Source organism: Helicobacter pylori (genome assembly GCF_014496485.1).
GTDB classification, from domain to species: Bacteria; Campylobacterota; Campylobacteria; order Campylobacterales; family Helicobacteraceae; genus Helicobacter; species Helicobacter pylori_DD.
Genome location: NZ_JACTAX010000003.1, coordinates 160,876 through 178,088, shown reverse-complemented (window position 1 = coordinate 178,088; position 17,213 = coordinate 160,876). Strand labels below are relative to the sequence as shown.

The window sequence follows — 17,213 nt, the reverse complement described above, 5'->3', positions numbered from 1 at the left end:
AAGCCATGAGCATAAAAAACCATTCTTCAAATGAAAAAGAACGCTTTGTGCGCATAGAAGAGGACGAAAAGAAAGAATTGTTTGCTGGAACTGCAAATGAAAATTCGCATGGTCTTTCTTTAATGAATTTAATAGGGGTATTGGTTTTTGGGGGCGCGTTTTTAGCCTTATTAGCACCTAAAATCTATTTAAGCAATAATATCTATTATATTAGCCGTAAAATCAACACCCTAGAAGATCAAAAACGCCTGCTTTTAGAAGAACAACAAATCCTAAAAAACGAATTAGAAAAAGAGCGTTTTAAATACTATATAGAGAATAGTGAAAATATTGGCGATATTGCGTTTTAAATAAAACCCCCTATCTTAAGAGAGCCTAATTAGCGGTAAATCATTTTAAATTATTTTAACATAAAGACTTATTTTAAAATTTTGTTTCAATATGAAATTTTAATCCCTTGTAAAAACTTTAAATTGTGAAAAACAAGCAAACAACCCCCTTAAATTGTATAATAAAGACACTTTAAGCCAACAAAGGGTAACCATGAGAAAACGCTTCACTCCACTTTTGCTATTCAGGAAATAATACAGATGAAAAAAACGATTTCAGCGTTGTTTTTATCAGCGTGCATAGGGTTATCGTCTGTTTGTGCGAGTAACGCTTTGATTTTACAAACCGATTTTAGCCTAAAAGACGGGGCCGTCTCGGCGATGAAAGGCGTCGCTTTCAGCGTTAATTCCAATCTTAAGATCTTTGATTTAACGCACGAAATCCCTCCGTATAACATCTGGGAGGGTGCTTACCGCTTGTATCAGACTGCTAGTTATTGGCCAAAAGGTTCGGTATTTGTGAGCGTAGTTGATCCGGGCGTAGGCACTAATCGTAAATCGGTGGTATTGAAAACTAAAAACGGCCAGTATTTCGTCTCGCCGGATAACGGCACGCTGACTTTGGTGGCGCAAACTTTGGGGATTGATAGCGTGCGTGAAATTGACGAAAAAGCTAACCGCTTGAAAGGTTCTGAAAAATCCTACACTTTCCATGGCCGTGATGTGTATGCCTATACTGGTGCACGCCTAGCTTCTGGGGCGATCACATTTGAGCAGGTTGGGCCAGAGCTTCCCCCAAAAGTCGTTGAAATTCCTTACCAAAAAGCGAAAGCCACAAAAGGGGAGGTGAAAGGTAATATCCCGATTTTGGATATTCAATATGGCAATGTTTGGAGCAATATCAGCGATAAATTACTCAATCAAGCAAAAATCAAACTCAATGACACGCTGTGTGTAACGATTTTTAAAGGTTCTAAGAAACAATACGAAGGGAAAATGCCGTATGTCGCGAGCTTTGGCGGTGTTTTAAAAGGCCAGCCGTTGGTCTATCTAAACAGCTTGTTGAATGTTTCCGTAGCGCTGAATAGGGATAATTTTGCGCAAAAACATCAAATCAAATCCGGTGCTGATTGGAATATTGATATAAAGAAGTGCGCTAAGTAAAGCGCTGTTTAGAAAAATTAAGGGGCGTGAAACGCCCTAACCGCTAAAGATGTGCAAGTTTTTGCTAGGGGGTTTTAAGGGTTTTGAGTGTCAAGTTTTTATCAACACAGCCTAATTAATGATAAATAAACCCTAAAACAAACGCTCGTTGTTAAAACTTTGTTTCAATATGAAACACTAATCCCTTGTAAAAGCTTTAAATTTCAATAAAATAAACAAACCATTCCCTTAAATTGTATAATAAAGACACTATAAGCTAACAAAGGATAACCATGAAAAAACTATTCATCCCACTTTTATTATTCAGCGCTTTAGAAGCGAATGAGAAAAATGGCTTTTTCATAGAAGCCGGGTTTGAAACCGGGCTATTAGAAGGCACGCAAACGCAAGAAAAAAGACACACCACCACAAAAAACACTTACGCGACTTACAATTATTTACCCACAGACACGATTTTAAAAAGAGCGGCTAATTTATTTACCAATACTGAAGCGATTTCAAAATTGAAATTCTCATCTTTATCCCCCATTAGAGTGTTGTATATGTATAATGGTCAATTAACTATAGAAAACTTCCTACCTTATAATTTAAACAATGTGAAGCTTAGTTTTAAAGACGCTCAAGGCAATGTGATCGATCTAGGGGTGATAGAAACTATCCCCAAACACTCTAAGATTATTTTGCCCGGAGAGGCATTTGATAGTCTAAAAATTGACCCCTATACTTTATTTCTTCCAAAAATTGAAGCCACTAGCACTTCTATTTCTGATACTAACACGCAGAGGGTGTTTGAAACGCTCAATAAAATTAAGACGGATTTGGTCGTAAATTATAGGAATGAAAACAAATTTAAAGATCACGAAAACCATTGGGAAGCTTTCACCCCACAAACCGCAGAAGAATTCACCAATTTAATGTTGAACATGATCGCTGTCTTAGACTCCCAATCTTGGGGCGATGCGATCTTAAACGCTCCTTTTGAATTCACTAATAAAGGCGGAGGAGGGGAATGCGATACGAGTAAGGAGAATGATTGCGTAAATCCCGGAACAAATGGGCGTGTCAATTCTCAAAATAAAAGTTATGTGTTAAACAAACAAGACATTGTCAATAAATTTAGAAACAAAGCGGATCTTGATGTGGTTGTTTTAAAGGATTCAGGGGTTGTAGGGCTTGGGAGTGATATTACCCCTAGCAACAACGATGATGGTAAGCATTATGGCCAATTAGGGGTAGTGGCTTCTGCTTTAGATCCTAAAAAACTCTTTGGCAATAACCTTAAAACCATCAATTTAGAGGATTTAAGAACCATTTTGCATGAATTCAGCCACACTAAGGGTTATACTCATAACGGGAACATGACTTACCAAAGAGTGCCGGTGATGAAAAATGGTCAAGTGGAAAAGGATAATAATGGCAAGCCAAAAGATTCTGATGGCCTCCCCTATAATGTGTGTTCGCTTTATGGGGGTTCTAATCAGAGCGCTTTCCCTAGCAACTACCCTAATTCCATCTATCACAATTGCGCGGATGTCCCAGCTGGGTTTCTAGGGGTAACGGCAGCGGTTTGGCAGCAGCTCATCAATCAAAACGCTTTACCGATCAACTACGCTAACTTGGGGAGTCAAACAAACTACAATCTAAACGCTAGTTTGAACACGCAAGATTTAGCCAATTCCATGCTTGGCACCATTCAAAAAACCTTTGTCACTTCTAGCGTTACCAACCACTATTTTTCAAGCGCTTCACAGAGTTTTAGAAGCCCTATTTTAGGGGTTAACGCTAAAATAGGCTATCAAAATTACTTTAATGATTTCATAGGGTTAGCTTATTATGGCATTATCAAATACAACTATTCTAAAGCCCTTAATCAAAAATTCCAGCAATTGAGCTATGGTGGGGGGATAGATTTGTTGTTGGATTTCATCACCACTTACTCTAATAAAAATAACCCTACAGGCGTTCAAACGAGAAAGAACTTTTCTTCCTCTTTTGGTATCTTTGGTGGGTTAAGGGGCTTGTATAACAGCTATTATGTGTTGAACAAAGTCAAAGGGAGCGGCAATTTAGATGTGGCTACTGGGTTGAATTACCGCTATAAGCATTCTAAATATTCTGTAGGGATTAGCATCCCCTTAATCCAAAGAAAAGCTAGCGTCGTTTCTAGCGGTAGCGATTACACCAACTCTTTTGTTTTCAATGAAGGGGCTAGCCATTTTAAAGTGTTTTTTAATTACGGGTGGGTGTTTTGAGATGAAATGAATTGATGGAAATAATATTTTTTTAAATAAAAGCCTTATTTTTGTCTTTTTTTCGTATAATAAAATTTAAGTTAGTGTTGATAGTGGTGCGTTAAGGCTTTTCAATCTTGCGTGATCAAATCAGTATTTCTTAATAAGATCATAGCTTTAATATTCAAAATAATATAAAAAGGAAAGTTATGTATGCGGCTCATCCTATTAAACCCCTAAAAGCCCCTAAACTCAAAATTCAATTTTTAAGGCGTGTGTTTGTGGGCGCGTCTATTAGGCGTTGGAATGACCAAGCATGCCCTTTGGAATTTGTGGAATTAGACAAGCAAGCCCATAAAGCGATGATTGCGTATCTGCTCGCTAAAGATTTAAAAGATGGGGGTAAAGATTTAGATTTAGATCTTTTAATCAAGTATTTTTGCTTTGAGTTTTTGGAGCGCTTGGTTTTAACCGATATTAAACCCCCTATTTTTTACGCCCTCCAACAAACGCACAGCCAAGAATTGGCCTCCTATGTTGTGCAAAGTTTGCAAGATGAAATCAGCGCGTATTTTTCTTTAGAGGAACTCAAAGAGTATTTAAGCCATAGGCCCCAAATTTTAGAAACTCAAATTTTAGAGAGCGCGCATTTTTATGCGTCTAAGTGGGAGTTTGATATTATTTATCATTTTAACCCCAACATGTATGGCGTGAAAGAAATTAAAGATAAAATTGACAAGCAACTCCACAATAACGAGCATTTGTTTGAAGGGCTTTTTGGGGAAAAAGAAGATTTGAAAAAATTAGTGAGCATGTTTGGGCAGTTGCGTTTCCAAAAGCGCTGGAGCCAGACCCCAAGAGTGCCGCAAACCAGTGTCTTAGGGCATACCTTATGCGTGGCGGTTATGGGGTATTTGTTGAGCTTTGATTTAAAAGCTTGTAAAAGCATGCGGATCAATCATTTTTTGGGCGGGCTTTTCCATGATTTACCCGAGATTTTGACCCGAGACATTATCACGCCCATCAAACAAAGCGTTGCAGGGCTTGATCACTGCATTAAAGAAATTGAAAAAAAGGAAATGCAAAACAAAGTCTATTCTTTTGTTTCTTTGGGCGTTCAAGAAGATTTAAAATATTTCACCGAAAACGAGTTTAAAAACCGCTACAAAGACAAGTCTCACAAAATCATTTTCACTAAAGACGCTGAAGAATTGTTTATGCTTTATAACAGCGATGAATATCTTGGGGTTTGCGGGGAGCTTTTGAAGGTGTGCGATCATTTGAGCGCGTTTTTAGAAGCCCAAATCTCTCTTTCTCATGGCATTTCCAGTAACGATTTGATTAAAGGGGCTCAAAACCTTTTAGAATTGCGATCCCAAACAGAACTGCTTGATTTGGATTTAGGGAAATTGTTTAGGGATTTCAAATAATGAATTATAAAGAATTATTAGAATTTAACGATTACGCTATGGATTTAACCATTCGCATGGCTATCATAGCACTGCTATTGAAAACAATCCTTTGAGCCTTGCTGAAACCATAAGTATTTTAACCACTGAATACATTCCTAGAGAAATGCCCCAAAGAGCTTTCTTTGAAGTGAAAAACTATCAAAACATGCTCTTCTTTCTATTGGAAAATCTGAATAAAGGACAAAGCGTTGATAGTTTTTTATAAGGGAGTTGCATGGGATTTTAATGAATTTTTTACTCCCTAATAAGGGGGCTTTCAAAACGACTGATAATACCATTTTAAGAGCTAGTTTTGAAACGACCCCCCATTTTCAAGTGCCTATGGCTATGAAAGAATGGTGCGATAACCTCAATTATAAGATGAATACCTTACAAGATAAAGAAGAAAAACTAAAAGCCATTTTAGAACAACACATTTTGTTTGAAAGGATACACCCTTTTAGCGATAGTAAATGGTAGGGTGGGCAGAATGCTAATCTTTTATAGTGTTTTAGAGCAAAACTTAATACCATTTGTGATCACCAAAGAACAAAAAGAGGCTTACATTAAGGCTTTAGACACACGCAATACAGAAATCTTATACCAACTCGCCAAAGTATCCCAAGAGTTTGAACTCACACGCATACAAGGGCAAATGATACTCAATAAGAATAAGCCCTAAAATCATGGTTTTCAAGCGCGCATCAAATAGAGCTTTTTCCTTTCGCTTGAAGAAGCGATGTTGAGCAGTTGGCGGTATTTGGTGATCGTTCTTCTTACCATTTTCAAATGGAATTTTTCTTCAATGAGTTCTAAAATCTTAGCGTCGCTCAAAGGCTCTTTTTTGTCTTCGTTTTTGATCAATTCTAAAAGATAGTCTTTAATCACAGCGTTTGAAGTCTCGCTATTGTCTAAGGCGGTGCTAAAGAAATGTTTAATAGGGAAAACCCCCCTTTCGCATGCCAAATATTTATTAGAAATGGCCCTTGAAATCGTGCTTACAGAGTGGTTAAACTCATTAGCTAAATCTAATAGCTTTAAAGGGCGTAATTCCTTACCCTTAAAAAAATCGTATTGATACTCTAAAAGCATGAGGCCGATTTTATAAATCGTGGCTTTTCGTAAATTTAACGCGTCAATCAAATCTTTAGCCTCTTTTAATTTTTCTTTTAAATAGCCGCTATCCTTAAAGCGATTTTCTTCTAAACTGATCGTCGGGTAGCTTTCATCATTCAAACGCACGATGATTTCATCATCCACTTCTACAATAAAAAGTTCAGGAATGACTTCTATTTCTTTTTCTAAAAACTCAATGGCTGGGGGGTTTTTAAAGGATTTTAAAATCTTTAAAGCCTTTTCGTAATAAAAATCTTTAGAAAATTCATGGTGTTTTTCTAAATTTAAAATGATTTTTCGCGCTTCTTCATAAAGCTCGTTATCGTCCAATTCCCTACCCTCTAACTGGAATAAAAAGCTCTCTTTCACATCTTTAGCGCCAATGCCAGCGGGATTAAGGTAACTAAAACGCTTGCGCACTTTTTCATAAACTTCGCTCTCTACCCCTAAAATTCTAGCCCTTTCTTCAATGTTTTCTTCAAAATACCCTTCACTATCCAGCCCGCTGATAATATCCATAGCGATTTTTTGAGAGGTTTCAGTGGGAAAAAGGGGGGAAATGATTTGAGCCTCTAAAGTTTCAAAAAGGCTTTTAGATGCGATTGCGAAATTTTCTAAATGATCGCTGCTCTTTTTAGCGCTAAAACGATCGCTAAAATTTTTGATGCGTTTGTTTTCAATTTTGATTAAGGGGTTATCTAGGGCGTTTTGTTTCAACACTTCTTCTAAATCTTCAAGCTCGCTTTGTAAAATGGGGAGCCACCCTTTTAAAGTAGCGTTTAACTTGTTTTTAGGGCTAAGGTTTGCGCGTAAGATCGCCATGTCTATACCTTAAAATTTTCCCCTAAATAATACTTGCGCACCAAAGCGTTTTCATAAATTTCATTAGCGTTCCCGCTCGCTAAAAGCGTGCCGCTTTTAATCACATACGCCCTATGGCACACGCTCAAAGTCTCTCGCACATTGTGATCAGTGATCAACACACCAATGTTTAATCCAATCAAGCTTTCAATGATTCTTTGAATGTCAATCACCGCAATCGGATCCACGCCCGCAAAAGGCTCATCTAATAGCACGAATTTAGGGTTTTTCATTAAAGCCCTAGCGATTTCTACGCGCCTTCTTTCTCCCCCACTCAAGCTCATGCCCTTGCGCTCTCTTATGGCTTGGATATTAAAAGCATCAAGCAAGCTTTCCATTTTTTCTTCGCTCTCTTTAGAGTTTTTAAAAGTGCTCTCCCCTGCTAGGGCCAGATTCTCTTCCACGCTCAATTCTTTAAAAATGCTGGATTCTTGGGGCAAGTAGCCTATACCTAAGTTAGAACGCTTGTGTAAGGGGTATTTAGCTAAATTCACATCGTTTAAATAAACGCTCCCCCCACTAGGCTCTAAAAGCCCACATATCATATAAAAGGTGGTGGTTTTACCCGCCCCATTAGGCCCTAAAAGCCCCACCACTTCGCCGCTTTTCACTTCTAAAGAAACATCTGAAACGATTTTGGTTTTTTTAATCTGTTTGTTTAAATGCTCTGCTTTTAAAATATCCATTCAAGCGACCCTTTAAGCGATCTTTATTGTATAAAAACGGCTAGTTGATTCGGTTTTGATTTCCACAACCTTAATAGCTAAATCGTATTTTTTTAAAATTTTTTCTAATTTTTCATCGCCCCATTCCACAAAATGGATCCCCTTTTCTAACAAGCACTCCAACATGCCAAGCTCCAAGCAAGCCTTTAAATCGCGCATGTAAAAATCGTAATGGAACACGCTCTCGCTATAAGCATGCATCAAGCTAAAGGTTGGCGAAGTCGCTTGAATGTCTAAACCCAAGCGTTTCAAGCACGCTTGAACTAAAGTCGTTTTACCGCTCCCCACAACGCCCTTTAAAAGCACCACCCCCTTAAAATCATCTTTTAAAATTGCAGCCGCCACTTTGTCTAATTCGTCTAAATTCGCTCTCATAACAATTCCACGCTTTTGATTTCAAACTCACTCTTAATCTCTTCAATCAGCTCAGAGTGGTTAGCCATGAATTCTTGCAAGGCTGTAGGGGCTTGTTTTGGTTGGGTTTCTTGAATCTCTTTAGTATCGTTTTCTTTAGTTTCTTTTTCTTTAATCTCTTTTTCTTTAGTTTCTTTTTCAATCGCCTCTTTAGTGTCGTTTTCTTTCATTTCAGCCATCGTTTCGGTGGTTGGTTTGGGTAAGATTTTTTCCCTTAAAGAAGAGATTTTAACCTCTTTAGTTTCTTCTCTAGCGCTTTTATTTTCTGAATGATTTTTTAAAGCGATTTTGATATTTTCGCCCTTGCCAAAAACCCCATCAACGATACTTTTCACGATTTTAAATCGTTCTCTTAAAAGCTCTTTATCTTTATTGGTGGCTAAAGACTCCCAAGTCAAGGTTTTAGTCTGGCTGTCAAAATCAATGAAACGGATATTTTTTTCAAACACCGCCCCCAACTCGTAATTGCGCTCATAAACCAATGTTTGAACTTGCTTGAAAAGGTTGTGGAAAATGCGATCTTTAGCTGAAAGCATGGGAGTTTGTGGGGTTTCTGCGTTCTCTTTTTTTTCTGCACTTTCTTTTTTTTCTGTTCCCTCTATTCTTTCTGCGCTTTTGGGTTCTTGTTTAGGGGCGTTAGCGTTTTGGTTTAAGGGTTTTAAAACGCTTTCTTTACTTTGCTCTAATTCTACAATCGCATCGTCTAGGGCTTTGAGTTTTAAAGCTTCTTTGAATTTCATTTTCAATAACAACAGCACAAAACTGGCATTTGCCCCTTCTTTTAAAAGGCTGAGACTGCTCATAATGATTTTAAAAAAGCGCTCTATTAAAAGAATGGAATACGAATCAGGGCTTAATAATTTCGCTTTCAAAAAAAGCATCATTTCTTCTAAAACGCTCTCGGTTTCATAATTTTCTAAAATGGCATAACGCTCTTGCAATCGCGCTTCATCTTGGTTGATTAAGCTTTGAAAAAAATCTTCTAAAACGCTCCTGTCAATCGCTCCTAACATTGCAGCCACCTTGCTTTCTGTAATAGCGTTATCGCAATAATTGATGGCTTGTTCTAAAAGAGTGATCGTATCCCTCAAACTCCCTTGCCCGCTGTGAGCGAGTTTTTCTAACGCGCTACTTTCATAACTCACTTGTTCTTTTTCTAAAATGGTTTTTAAATGAGAAATAACGGAATTTTCAGGGATTTTTTTAAACCTGAAATGCTGGGTGCGGCTGAGTATGGTAGCGGGCAATTTCAAAGCGTCCGTTGTCGCTAAAAGGAATTTCACATGGCTAGGAGGCTCTTCTAAAGTCTTTAAAAGCGCGTTAAACGCTTCAGTGGTGAACATATGCACTTCATCAATGATAAAGATTTTATAGCGCCCAAAGCTTGGTTTGTAGCGCGTTTGCTCTATGAGGTTACGGACATCATCAATCCCCCTATTAGACGCCCCATCCATTTCTATAATATCTATATGGTGGTTGTTTAAAGCGCTCTGGCATTGGATGCAAGTATCGCAAGGCACAGCCTTTGGACCTTCTTCACACATTAAAGCCCTAGCAAAAATCCTAGAAGAGCTGGTTTTCCCTGAACCCCTTAACCCGCTGAATAAATAAGCGTTAGCCAAACGCTGGTTGTCTAGGGCTAAAGAAAGCGTTTTAGCCACGCTCTCTTGACCGACTAGCTCGCTAAAATGTTTGGGGCGGTATTTTAACGCTAAAACTTGCATATTGATTGTAATCCTTAAAACTCATTTAGGAGTATTGTAATGCAAAATGACTTAAAACTAGCCCCTTTTTAGGTTTTGCTCAATAGTGCTAAAAAATCCCTAAATAAAGTAACGCTGAGCGTTCCCATGATAGCGGTTACAAAGAGATTCACGCCCATAAAGATTTTTTGGTTGTTTAAAAGTTTGGAGCCATAACGCAACGATAAAGTGCATAACAATAAAAGCCAAGAAAGAGCCGCCGATAAAGTGCCGGCTAGAAAGACAAATTTTTGCGTTAAGTTAAAAGACAAAGCGCTCGCGCCAATTAAAAACACCATTTCCAAATACACTTGAGGGTTGAGTAAGGTAACGCCTAAAGTGAATAATAAGGTCTTTCTTAAGGATAATTTTTTAGGGGTTTGGACTTGCTTCTTTTTAAAGGTTTGAAAAAGGGTTTTTAAAGCTAAAAAAGCGTAAAACCCGGTAAAAACTGCCCCAAATAAATTCAAAAACAAACTCAAATAAAGGTTTTTAGCGAAATAAGCCCCCACGCCAAACACGCCCATGCTCATTAACACAATATCGCACATAAAACACAGAGCACAAATCAAAAACACATAATTCCTGGCCATGCCTCGCTCTATAATAAACAAGGATTGCGCTCCCACAGCCGCGCACAAAGAAATCGCTAAACCAAAACCTTCTATAAAAACCACAAACATCTTGCTTAAATCCTTTCACTCAAAATAAGCCAAAAACTACCAACGCCATACAAACCAATCATTCAAAAGGGTATTTTAAAATTTTAGGGTTTAAAACGACCTTTATAAATAAAAGTTAAATGATGATACGCAATGGCTTGTGCGAAATTTAAAAACCCCATTTTTTAGCGCTCTTAAAGGCGTTTGAGAATAAATTAAAATTAACATGGTAGAATGCCAAAATTTGCTGTCGTCATGCGGCAAAAATTTAACAACAAGGGATTGGGAATGAGAAAGAGTTTGGCTTTTTGCCTGTTAGCTTTGCTTGGATTACAGGTTTTAGGCGCTAGGGATTTTTCGCAACTCAAAGATAAGGAGCTTTTGGAATTAGCTGGCACTCTGCCTTCTAATGAAGCGATCGATTATCGCATGGAAGTGTCTAAACGCCTTAAAGCTTTAAAAGCTGAAGACGCTAAGAAATTTCGCGCGAATTTCAGCCGGATCGCCAGGAAGAATCTTTCCAAAATGAGTGAAGAAGATTTCAAAAAAATGCGTGAAGAAGTGCGTAAGGAATTAGAAGAAAAAACCAAAGGTTTGAGCGCTGAAGAAATCAAGGCAAAAGGGCTTAATGTGAGCGTTTGCAGCGGCGATACGAGAAAAGTTTGGTGTAGGGCTGTTAAGAAAAAAGACGAACATTGCTCTCCTAAGTGAGACAAAATTTAATTTAAAAGGATAAAACATGAAAAAAGCGTTGAAAATACTTTCTGTTAGCGCGTTGTTATTTGTGGCTTTGAACGCCAAAGATTTCAGCAAAACAAGCGATGAAAATTTGGCTAAAATGGCTGGCGTTGTCGCTCCGCAGGATATTGTGGATTACACAAAAGAGTTGAAAAAGCGCATGGAAAAGATGCCTGAAGACAAGAGAAAGGCGTTCCATAAACAATTGCATGAATATGCGACTAAAAACACAGACAAGATGACCGTGGCGGATTTTGAAGCCCGCCAAAAAGCCGTTAAAGAAGCGCTTAAAAAAGGCAATATGGAAGACATGGATGATGATTTTGGATTGAGATCATGCAAGCATGGGAAAATGCATAAACACCACAAACACGGTGGCCATGATAAACATGGCAAAGGGCATGACAAAGAACAAGACAAAAAAGACCACGATCACAATGATCATGGCGAAAATGAAAAATAAAGCTTAAACCACACCACTTTTTCTATCAAAGCTTCAAATTCTTTAAGCAAAAATCCTAAACGCTTTGTGGCGTTTGGGATAGAAGCTTTTAAGTATTGTATAAAATATTATTAGCAATTTTTGTTATTTTAATGAAGTATGGTATAATTAAGACGATTAAAAATCCTACAAGGATTAAACAATGGCTTACAATAGCGAAATGTCAATTTTAGCACGCGTATTCAACACCGCCGTCTTTAGTAACAATAGCGCCTTTGGTATAACGCCATTTGATTTAGGCGAGGAACAGATGAGCGTGGACATGAAAGACGAAGTCGTAAAAAGGTTACAAGCGGCGACCCAAACTATCGCAAGCACTAACATTTATATCCCCACGACTATCAAAGTCCCCATTTTAAAGACAAGCCCAGCTTATGCGATATGGCTAAAAGCGATGACAAGCAACGCTATCGTAGGGGGGCAATGCACATTAAAAGACGACACAGGGTTTCAGTGTGTGATAAAACAAGTAACTTTGGATTTCAATGTTATAGATTTGGTAACAAACGCTGAATTTACGATTAAAGGCGACTTCTACCCCCAACCACAATTTGATAAAATTCCAATCAAAAAATAAAAACCTAAAACCGCTTCAGCGTTTCAAACCATTCTAAAGAGCGTTTCAATACTCTTCAAACATTTCTTGGATTTTTGCCTTATCATTCGTTTTAGTTAGAGCAAGTTGTAAAAGCACCCTGGCTTTTTGGGGGTTTAAATTGTCGCTTGTGATGAAACCATAAGCCTTGTCATCAATCTCGCCTGAAGTAATCTCACCGTTGCCTACCCTGCTAGAACGAACAATAACCACCCCCATTTCGCTCGCTTCTTGCATCGCTTTTAAAAACCCAGCGCTCACATTCCCGTTACCCACCCCGGCTATCACAACGCCTTTTGCATGCGAGTTTAGGCTCGCTTGGAATAAATCAGGGGTCATGCCGACATGCGTGTAAATAATATCCACTTTAGGCAGGGGGGTTTTGAGTTGTGAAAGGGAAAATTCGCTCTCTGTGGTGTGTTTTCTCAAAGGTTGCATGTAATAGCGCGCCTTGCCATAATACACGCTCCCTATCGCACCGCTATTTAGGGCTTTAAAGGTGGAAGTGTGGGTGGTGTGCGTTTTAATCGCTTCCCTAGCGCTAAAAATACTATCGTCCATCACCACCAACACGCCCTTATTCGCGCTTTTTTCATCGATCGCCACGCTCAGCGCGTTATACAAATTCAAAGCCCCATCCGCGCTCAAAGAAGTAGCGTTACGCATCGCTCCCACTAACACCACCGGTTTTGTGGAGCGTAAAACTAAGTTTAAAAAATACGCGCTCTCTTCTAAAGTGTCCGTGCCATGCGTGATCACCACGCTCTTAATACGGCTATCATTGAGCAATTTTTGAACGCGTTTGGCGAGTTTGAACCATACCTCTTCATTCATGTCTTGTGAGCCGATATTAGAAATCTGCTCCCCTTGAATGCGAGCGATCTTGTTGAGACTAGGGATAGCCTTCAAAAGCTCTTTGACACCCAACTCACCGCTCTTATAACTACCCAAACTCGCGCTTGTGCCACTCCCTGCAATCGTCCCCCCTGTCGCTAATAAAGCAATGGTAGGTAAATTTTGAGCCATGACTTGCCCTTTCAAACAAAGTAAAAGAATCAAAAATTTCAAAAACATTCTCATTATAGACTACCTTTTGAAATTAAAAGATTTTATAGTATAGTAAAACATCGTTAAAATAAATTTAAAAAGGGTTAATGGTGGATGCCTTTTTTCAAATTATCGTGTTACTTTTTTCGCTTTTTTTAGGGGCAAGGCTAGGGGGCTTGGGAGTGGGCTATGCGGGGGGCTTGGGCGTGCTTATTTTATGCTTATTTTTGGGGCTAAATCCGGGCAAAATCCCTTTTGATGTGATTTTAATCATCATGGCAGTCATTAGCGCTATCAGTGCCATGCAAAAGGCTGGGGGCTTGGATTACTTAGTTAAAATCGCTGAAAAAATTTTAAGGAAACACCCCAAGCAAATCAACTATTTAGCACCAAGCGTGGCGTATTTTTTAACGATACTAGCCGGCACCGGGCATACGGTTTTTTCTTTGATTCCGGTGATTGTGGAAGTGAGCCAGAGCCAAAATATCAAACCCAAAGCGCCCTTAAGCTTAGCGGTAGTCTCTAGTCAAGTCGCTATTACCGCAAGCCCGGTGAGCGCGGCGGTGGTATTTATGAGCGGCATTTTAGAGCCTTTAGGGGCAAATTATCTCACCCTTTTAATGGTTTGGATCCCTACGACTTTTTTAGCATGCATGCTCACGGCGTTTATTATGGGTTTTACTGATTTAAAGTTAGACAGCGATCCGCATTATTTAGAGCGCTTGAAAGCGGGCAAAATCTCGCCCCCTAAAATCAAAGAAGAAAAAGAAACCTCAAAAAGCGCGAAATTATCGTTATGGATTTTTATCGGCGGGGTTGTAGCGATCGTGTTTTATGCGAGCGCGATTTCTAAAAATATCGCTTTAATTAGCCCGGTGGTTTTAGGCAGAGATTACGCGATCGTGTCTTTCATGCTAAGCGTGGCGACTCTCATTGTGATTTTTTGCAAGATCAACGCTAATGAAATCGCTCATTCAAGCGTGTTTAAATCCGGCATGCAAGCGTGCGTGTGCGTGTTGGGCGTGGCATGGCTAGGCGATACTTTTGTGAGCAATCATATAGATGAAATCAAGCGATACGCTTCTTTTTTGATTGCAGATTACCCGTTTTTATTAGCCGTAGCGCTCTTTTTGGCTTCCATGCTTTTGTATTCGCAAGCCGCCACCTCTAAAGCGCTCATCCCAAGCGTGATCACAGCCTTAGGCATTAGCGCTAACCATACGGAGCATTTGTATATTATCGTGGCTTCTTTTGCGAGCGTTTCGGCGTTGTTTGTGTTACCCACTTACCCCACTTTATTAGGAGCGATCGCTATGGATAACACCGGCACCACTAAAATGGGCCGTTATGTGTTTGATCATGCGTTTTTGATTCCTGGGGTTTTAGTCGTGTTTTTGAGCGTGGCGTTAGGGTTTGTTGTCGCACCGTTGGTTTTGTAGATTTCATCATCAATGATAAAAAGCTTGATGTTGCACTTTTTCTAAACCCCTTTAAAAAAAGAGGATTTAACCCATTCAATAAGCGAACACATAATTGAGATACACGCTATAGAGCCTTCGGTATTGCAATTGAGTGCCTAGAAAAGAATAGTAATTCGTGTTAATGGTGGGGATCTTCACGCCTAGTTCCATGCCATGTTGCACGGAATGTTCGCTGTCTTTTTTCTTTTTCATAGCGAGATTCGTCCTCAAGCCGAGATTGAACAAAAATTGGAAATTGGAAGCATTGACTTTCGCGCTGTAAGGGTTATTGAACGCTGTTAAATTCACGTATTGGGAATTAAGCCATGTAGTCCCTGCTAGTTGGATGCCTCCAAAAAGACCCACAGAGAGCTTGTTGTTCTTTTTAGTGGCTTTATCGTTAAGAAAGTTAAACAACAAATCGCTCCCACCGCCATAAGTCCATACATCAGAAGACGAATTAAAAAAGCTGGATTTGATATAGCCGTGGTTGTAATCAAAGAAGCCGTAATACCTTAACCCAAACGCTTTCTTTTTCCCAAAGAATTGCTTATAGCCCACTTGCACGCCAAGCCCGTTCAAAGCGCCGTTATTGTTTTGAGAGCTGATCATTCCTATATTTTTAAAGGGGTTATTGCTCATCGCCGCTAAAGCTTGATTAAGATTGGATTGCTGCTCTGGGTTGATTTGGTAGTTGTATTGGCCCGCTGCCGGAGCGTTTTTATCGTAAGGCAGTGTAACAATGTCTTTTGTATTGACTTGATTGTGCGGGAGTTTAGAAATCTCTTCGCTCAAATTCTTAGCGTCGTTATAAGTGGTTACAATCTCTGTTTGATTGGATTTTAGGTTATAAACATCTTTAGCCACGCTTAAAGCCGCATCCACCCGGTTACCATAATAACTCACATTGTTTTGAATCGTTTGAACTTCTTTATTCAAATTCACAACTGCCATATAGGGGTTAGTAGGCGTTGAACCCGCATTGGGTATTTTCAAGTAGGCTTTCTCCAAATAACGATACTGATCTTTAGGGATGGAATCAAAGAGGTTGAAAATGTCTTTGGCGTAAGAGATGACTTGCTTTTGGTTTTGGGCGAAAGCGTAAATGTCTTTAGCGAATTTGGGGTTTGTTTGAGTCCCTGTGGCTTGAGCTTGCAACTGAGTGGATAGGGTGTGGTTATTTTGAGAAAGCGTAACCGCTTGTTGCAAGATAGGTATCATCGCCTTAATGTTGTTAAACACCGCGTATTGAGTGGGGTAGCCAGTGGATATGATAGCGCCGGACGCGTTTGAAACGCCACTGATGACGATATTTTTCCACATCATAGCCGTCTTAGTGTTTGCGATTAAATCCATAAGCTTTTGCGCGGTTTCAAGAGCGTTGCTTACGGTTGAGTTTGGTGTGTTTGATGAGTTTGATGCCGAGTCTGTTGTGGCGCATCCGGATAAAGCGCAAAGATTGTTGCCTTTAGTGGTAGCGTTTTGTTGGGCTGCTTGGAGGCTTTCAGCGAGCTTTTTCATCTCATCATAAGTGGTTTGATTCATCGCGCAGTTTTCAATTCCTGAGCAGTTGCTGACAATAGTGCTAAAAGGAGGGTTACCATAGACATCAGCGGGTTTTTGAGTATCCTTATTAACCACAAAAAAAGTGAAGTAGTTCCCCGCATAAAGACTCCAAAAACCCAATACCGAAGTGATAACGGCTTGCACGGCGTTGAATATGGGCGATTGGGTGGTGCTGTTATAGTTGTTGTTGGTAAAGCTTTTCAAATAGTTTAAAGAGCTATTGACCAGCTCAATGTTGTTGGCGTTTTGAATGCTTTGCTTCAACGAAGCCACTTGATTTAAATACTGGTTTAATTGCTCGTATTTTTCGTTCAAGTTTTTTAATTCACCGGTGTTTTTGACCATTTGCACCGCTTCGCCGATTTGATAGCCCGCGCTCACAAAAAAGCCGTTGTCTTCAGCGTGGAGCGATGATACCGCAAGCGAGAGAGAGAGAGAGAGAGTAAAAATCGTTTTTTCATAAAATGTTCCTTAAAGTAATGTTTTTGTTGTAAGAATATCATGAAGTGATAATATATTTACAATGAACCTAATTTTACTATAAATTTATTGGATTTCAAAAAAAAAAAAAAGATTTTGGAGTATTTTAACTTATTTATCTTTGAAGCGT

15 protein-coding genes and 1 pseudogene are annotated in these 17,213 nt (G+C 39.2%); 9 read left to right on the top strand and 7 right to left on the bottom strand.

Annotated features, from left to right (window positions below):
* The first annotated feature begins 5 nt into the window (after positions 1-5).
* The 5 genes and pseudogenes from IC572_RS02960 (at position 6) to IC572_RS07730 (ending at position 5,857) form a co-directional block, all read left to right on the top strand.
* Positions 6-350: a hypothetical protein gene (locus IC572_RS02960; protein ID WP_079339575.1), complete on the top strand. Its 345-nt coding sequence runs from the start codon at positions 6-8 to the stop codon at positions 348-350.
* A gap of 240 nt (positions 351-590) precedes the next feature.
* Complete coding sequence (locus IC572_RS02955; protein ID WP_187855016.1) at positions 591-1,493, top strand: SAM hydrolase/SAM-dependent halogenase family protein; 903 nt, start codon at positions 591-593, stop codon at positions 1,491-1,493.
* Between the two features lie 272 nt (positions 1,494-1,765).
* Positions 1,766-3,745 carry a porin family protein gene (locus IC572_RS02950; protein ID WP_187855015.1) on the top strand — a complete coding sequence of 660 codons (1,980 nt, stop codon included), beginning with the start codon at positions 1,766-1,768 and terminating at the stop codon, positions 3,743-3,745.
* Positions 3,746-3,933: 188 nt separating this feature from the next.
* Positions 3,934-5,154 (top strand): HD domain-containing protein, encoded by a 1,221-nt coding sequence (locus IC572_RS02945; protein ID WP_187855014.1) that lies wholly within the window; start codon positions 3,934-3,936, stop codon positions 5,152-5,154.
* Positions 5,154-5,857: pseudogene (locus IC572_RS07730) on the top strand (Fic family protein). The gene IC572_RS02945 and the pseudogene IC572_RS07730 overlap by 1 nt, the downstream one beginning before the upstream one ends.
* Before the next feature lie 11 nt (positions 5,858-5,868).
* On the opposite strand, the gene IC572_RS02930 reads toward IC572_RS07730, so the two are convergent.
* From IC572_RS02930 to IC572_RS02910, 5 genes are all read right to left on the bottom strand, one after another.
* On the bottom strand, positions 5,869-7,113 hold the full coding sequence (locus IC572_RS02930) for an RNA polymerase factor sigma-54 (protein ID WP_187855013.1): 1,245 nt from the start codon (positions 7,111-7,113) through the stop codon (positions 5,869-5,871).
* Between the two features lie 2 nt (positions 7,114-7,115).
* Positions 7,116-7,838 carry an LPS export ABC transporter ATP-binding protein gene (gene lptB / locus IC572_RS02925; protein ID WP_000353244.1) on the bottom strand — a complete coding sequence of 241 codons (723 nt, stop codon included), beginning with the start codon at positions 7,836-7,838 and terminating at the stop codon, positions 7,116-7,118.
* 12 nt (positions 7,839-7,850) lie between these two features.
* Positions 7,851-8,252, bottom strand: a complete 402-nt coding sequence (gene tsaE, locus IC572_RS02920) for a tRNA (adenosine(37)-N6)-threonylcarbamoyltransferase complex ATPase subunit type 1 TsaE (RefSeq protein WP_053577250.1) — start codon at positions 8,250-8,252, stop codon at positions 7,851-7,853.
* A complete protein-coding gene (locus IC572_RS02915) occupies positions 8,249-10,015 on the bottom strand; it encodes a DNA polymerase III subunit gamma/tau (RefSeq protein WP_187855012.1) in 1,767 nt (588 codons plus the stop codon). Before IC572_RS02915 ends, tsaE begins: the two co-directional genes overlap by 4 nt.
* Before the next feature lie 68 nt (positions 10,016-10,083).
* Positions 10,084-10,716 (bottom strand): LysE family transporter, encoded by a 633-nt coding sequence (locus tag IC572_RS02910; RefSeq protein ID WP_187855011.1) that lies wholly within the window; start codon positions 10,714-10,716, stop codon positions 10,084-10,086.
* Positions 10,717-10,983: 267 nt separating this feature from the next.
* Between IC572_RS02910 and IC572_RS02905 the strand changes: the two genes are divergently transcribed.
* The 3 genes from IC572_RS02905 to IC572_RS02895 all read left to right on the top strand — a co-directional run bounded on the left by IC572_RS02905 (position 10,984) and on the right by IC572_RS02895 (position 12,512).
* On the top strand, positions 10,984-11,406 hold the full coding sequence (locus IC572_RS02905) for a DUF1104 domain-containing protein (protein WP_187841775.1): 423 nt from the start codon (positions 10,984-10,986) through the stop codon (positions 11,404-11,406).
* Positions 11,407-11,434: 28 nt separating this feature from the next.
* Positions 11,435-11,896 (top strand): sialic acid-binding protein, encoded by a 462-nt coding sequence (locus IC572_RS02900; RefSeq protein ID WP_187855010.1) that lies wholly within the window; start codon positions 11,435-11,437, stop codon positions 11,894-11,896.
* 181 nt (positions 11,897-12,077) lie between these two features.
* Positions 12,078-12,512, top strand: coding sequence for a hypothetical protein (locus IC572_RS02895; protein ID WP_187855009.1), 435 nt, complete (start codon positions 12,078-12,080; stop codon positions 12,510-12,512).
* Positions 12,513-12,557: 45 nt separating this feature from the next.
* On the opposite strand, the gene IC572_RS02890 is transcribed toward IC572_RS02895, so the two are convergent.
* Positions 12,558-13,610 (bottom strand): type II asparaginase, encoded by a 1,053-nt coding sequence (locus tag IC572_RS02890; protein WP_187855008.1) that lies wholly within the window; start codon positions 13,608-13,610, stop codon positions 12,558-12,560.
* 74 nt (positions 13,611-13,684) lie between these two features.
* Between IC572_RS02890 and IC572_RS02885 the strand changes: the two genes are divergently transcribed.
* Positions 13,685-15,016: an anaerobic C4-dicarboxylate transporter gene (locus IC572_RS02885; RefSeq protein ID WP_187855007.1), complete on the top strand. Its 1,332-nt coding sequence runs from the start codon at positions 13,685-13,687 to the stop codon at positions 15,014-15,016.
* Between the two features lie 75 nt (positions 15,017-15,091).
* Here IC572_RS02885 and sabA read toward each other — a convergent pair whose 3' ends face one another.
* Positions 15,092-17,053 (bottom strand): Hop family adhesin SabA/HopD, encoded by a 1,962-nt coding sequence (gene sabA / locus IC572_RS02880; RefSeq protein ID WP_332246568.1) that lies wholly within the window; start codon positions 17,051-17,053, stop codon positions 15,092-15,094.
* Positions 17,054-17,213: the final 160 nt, after the last annotated feature.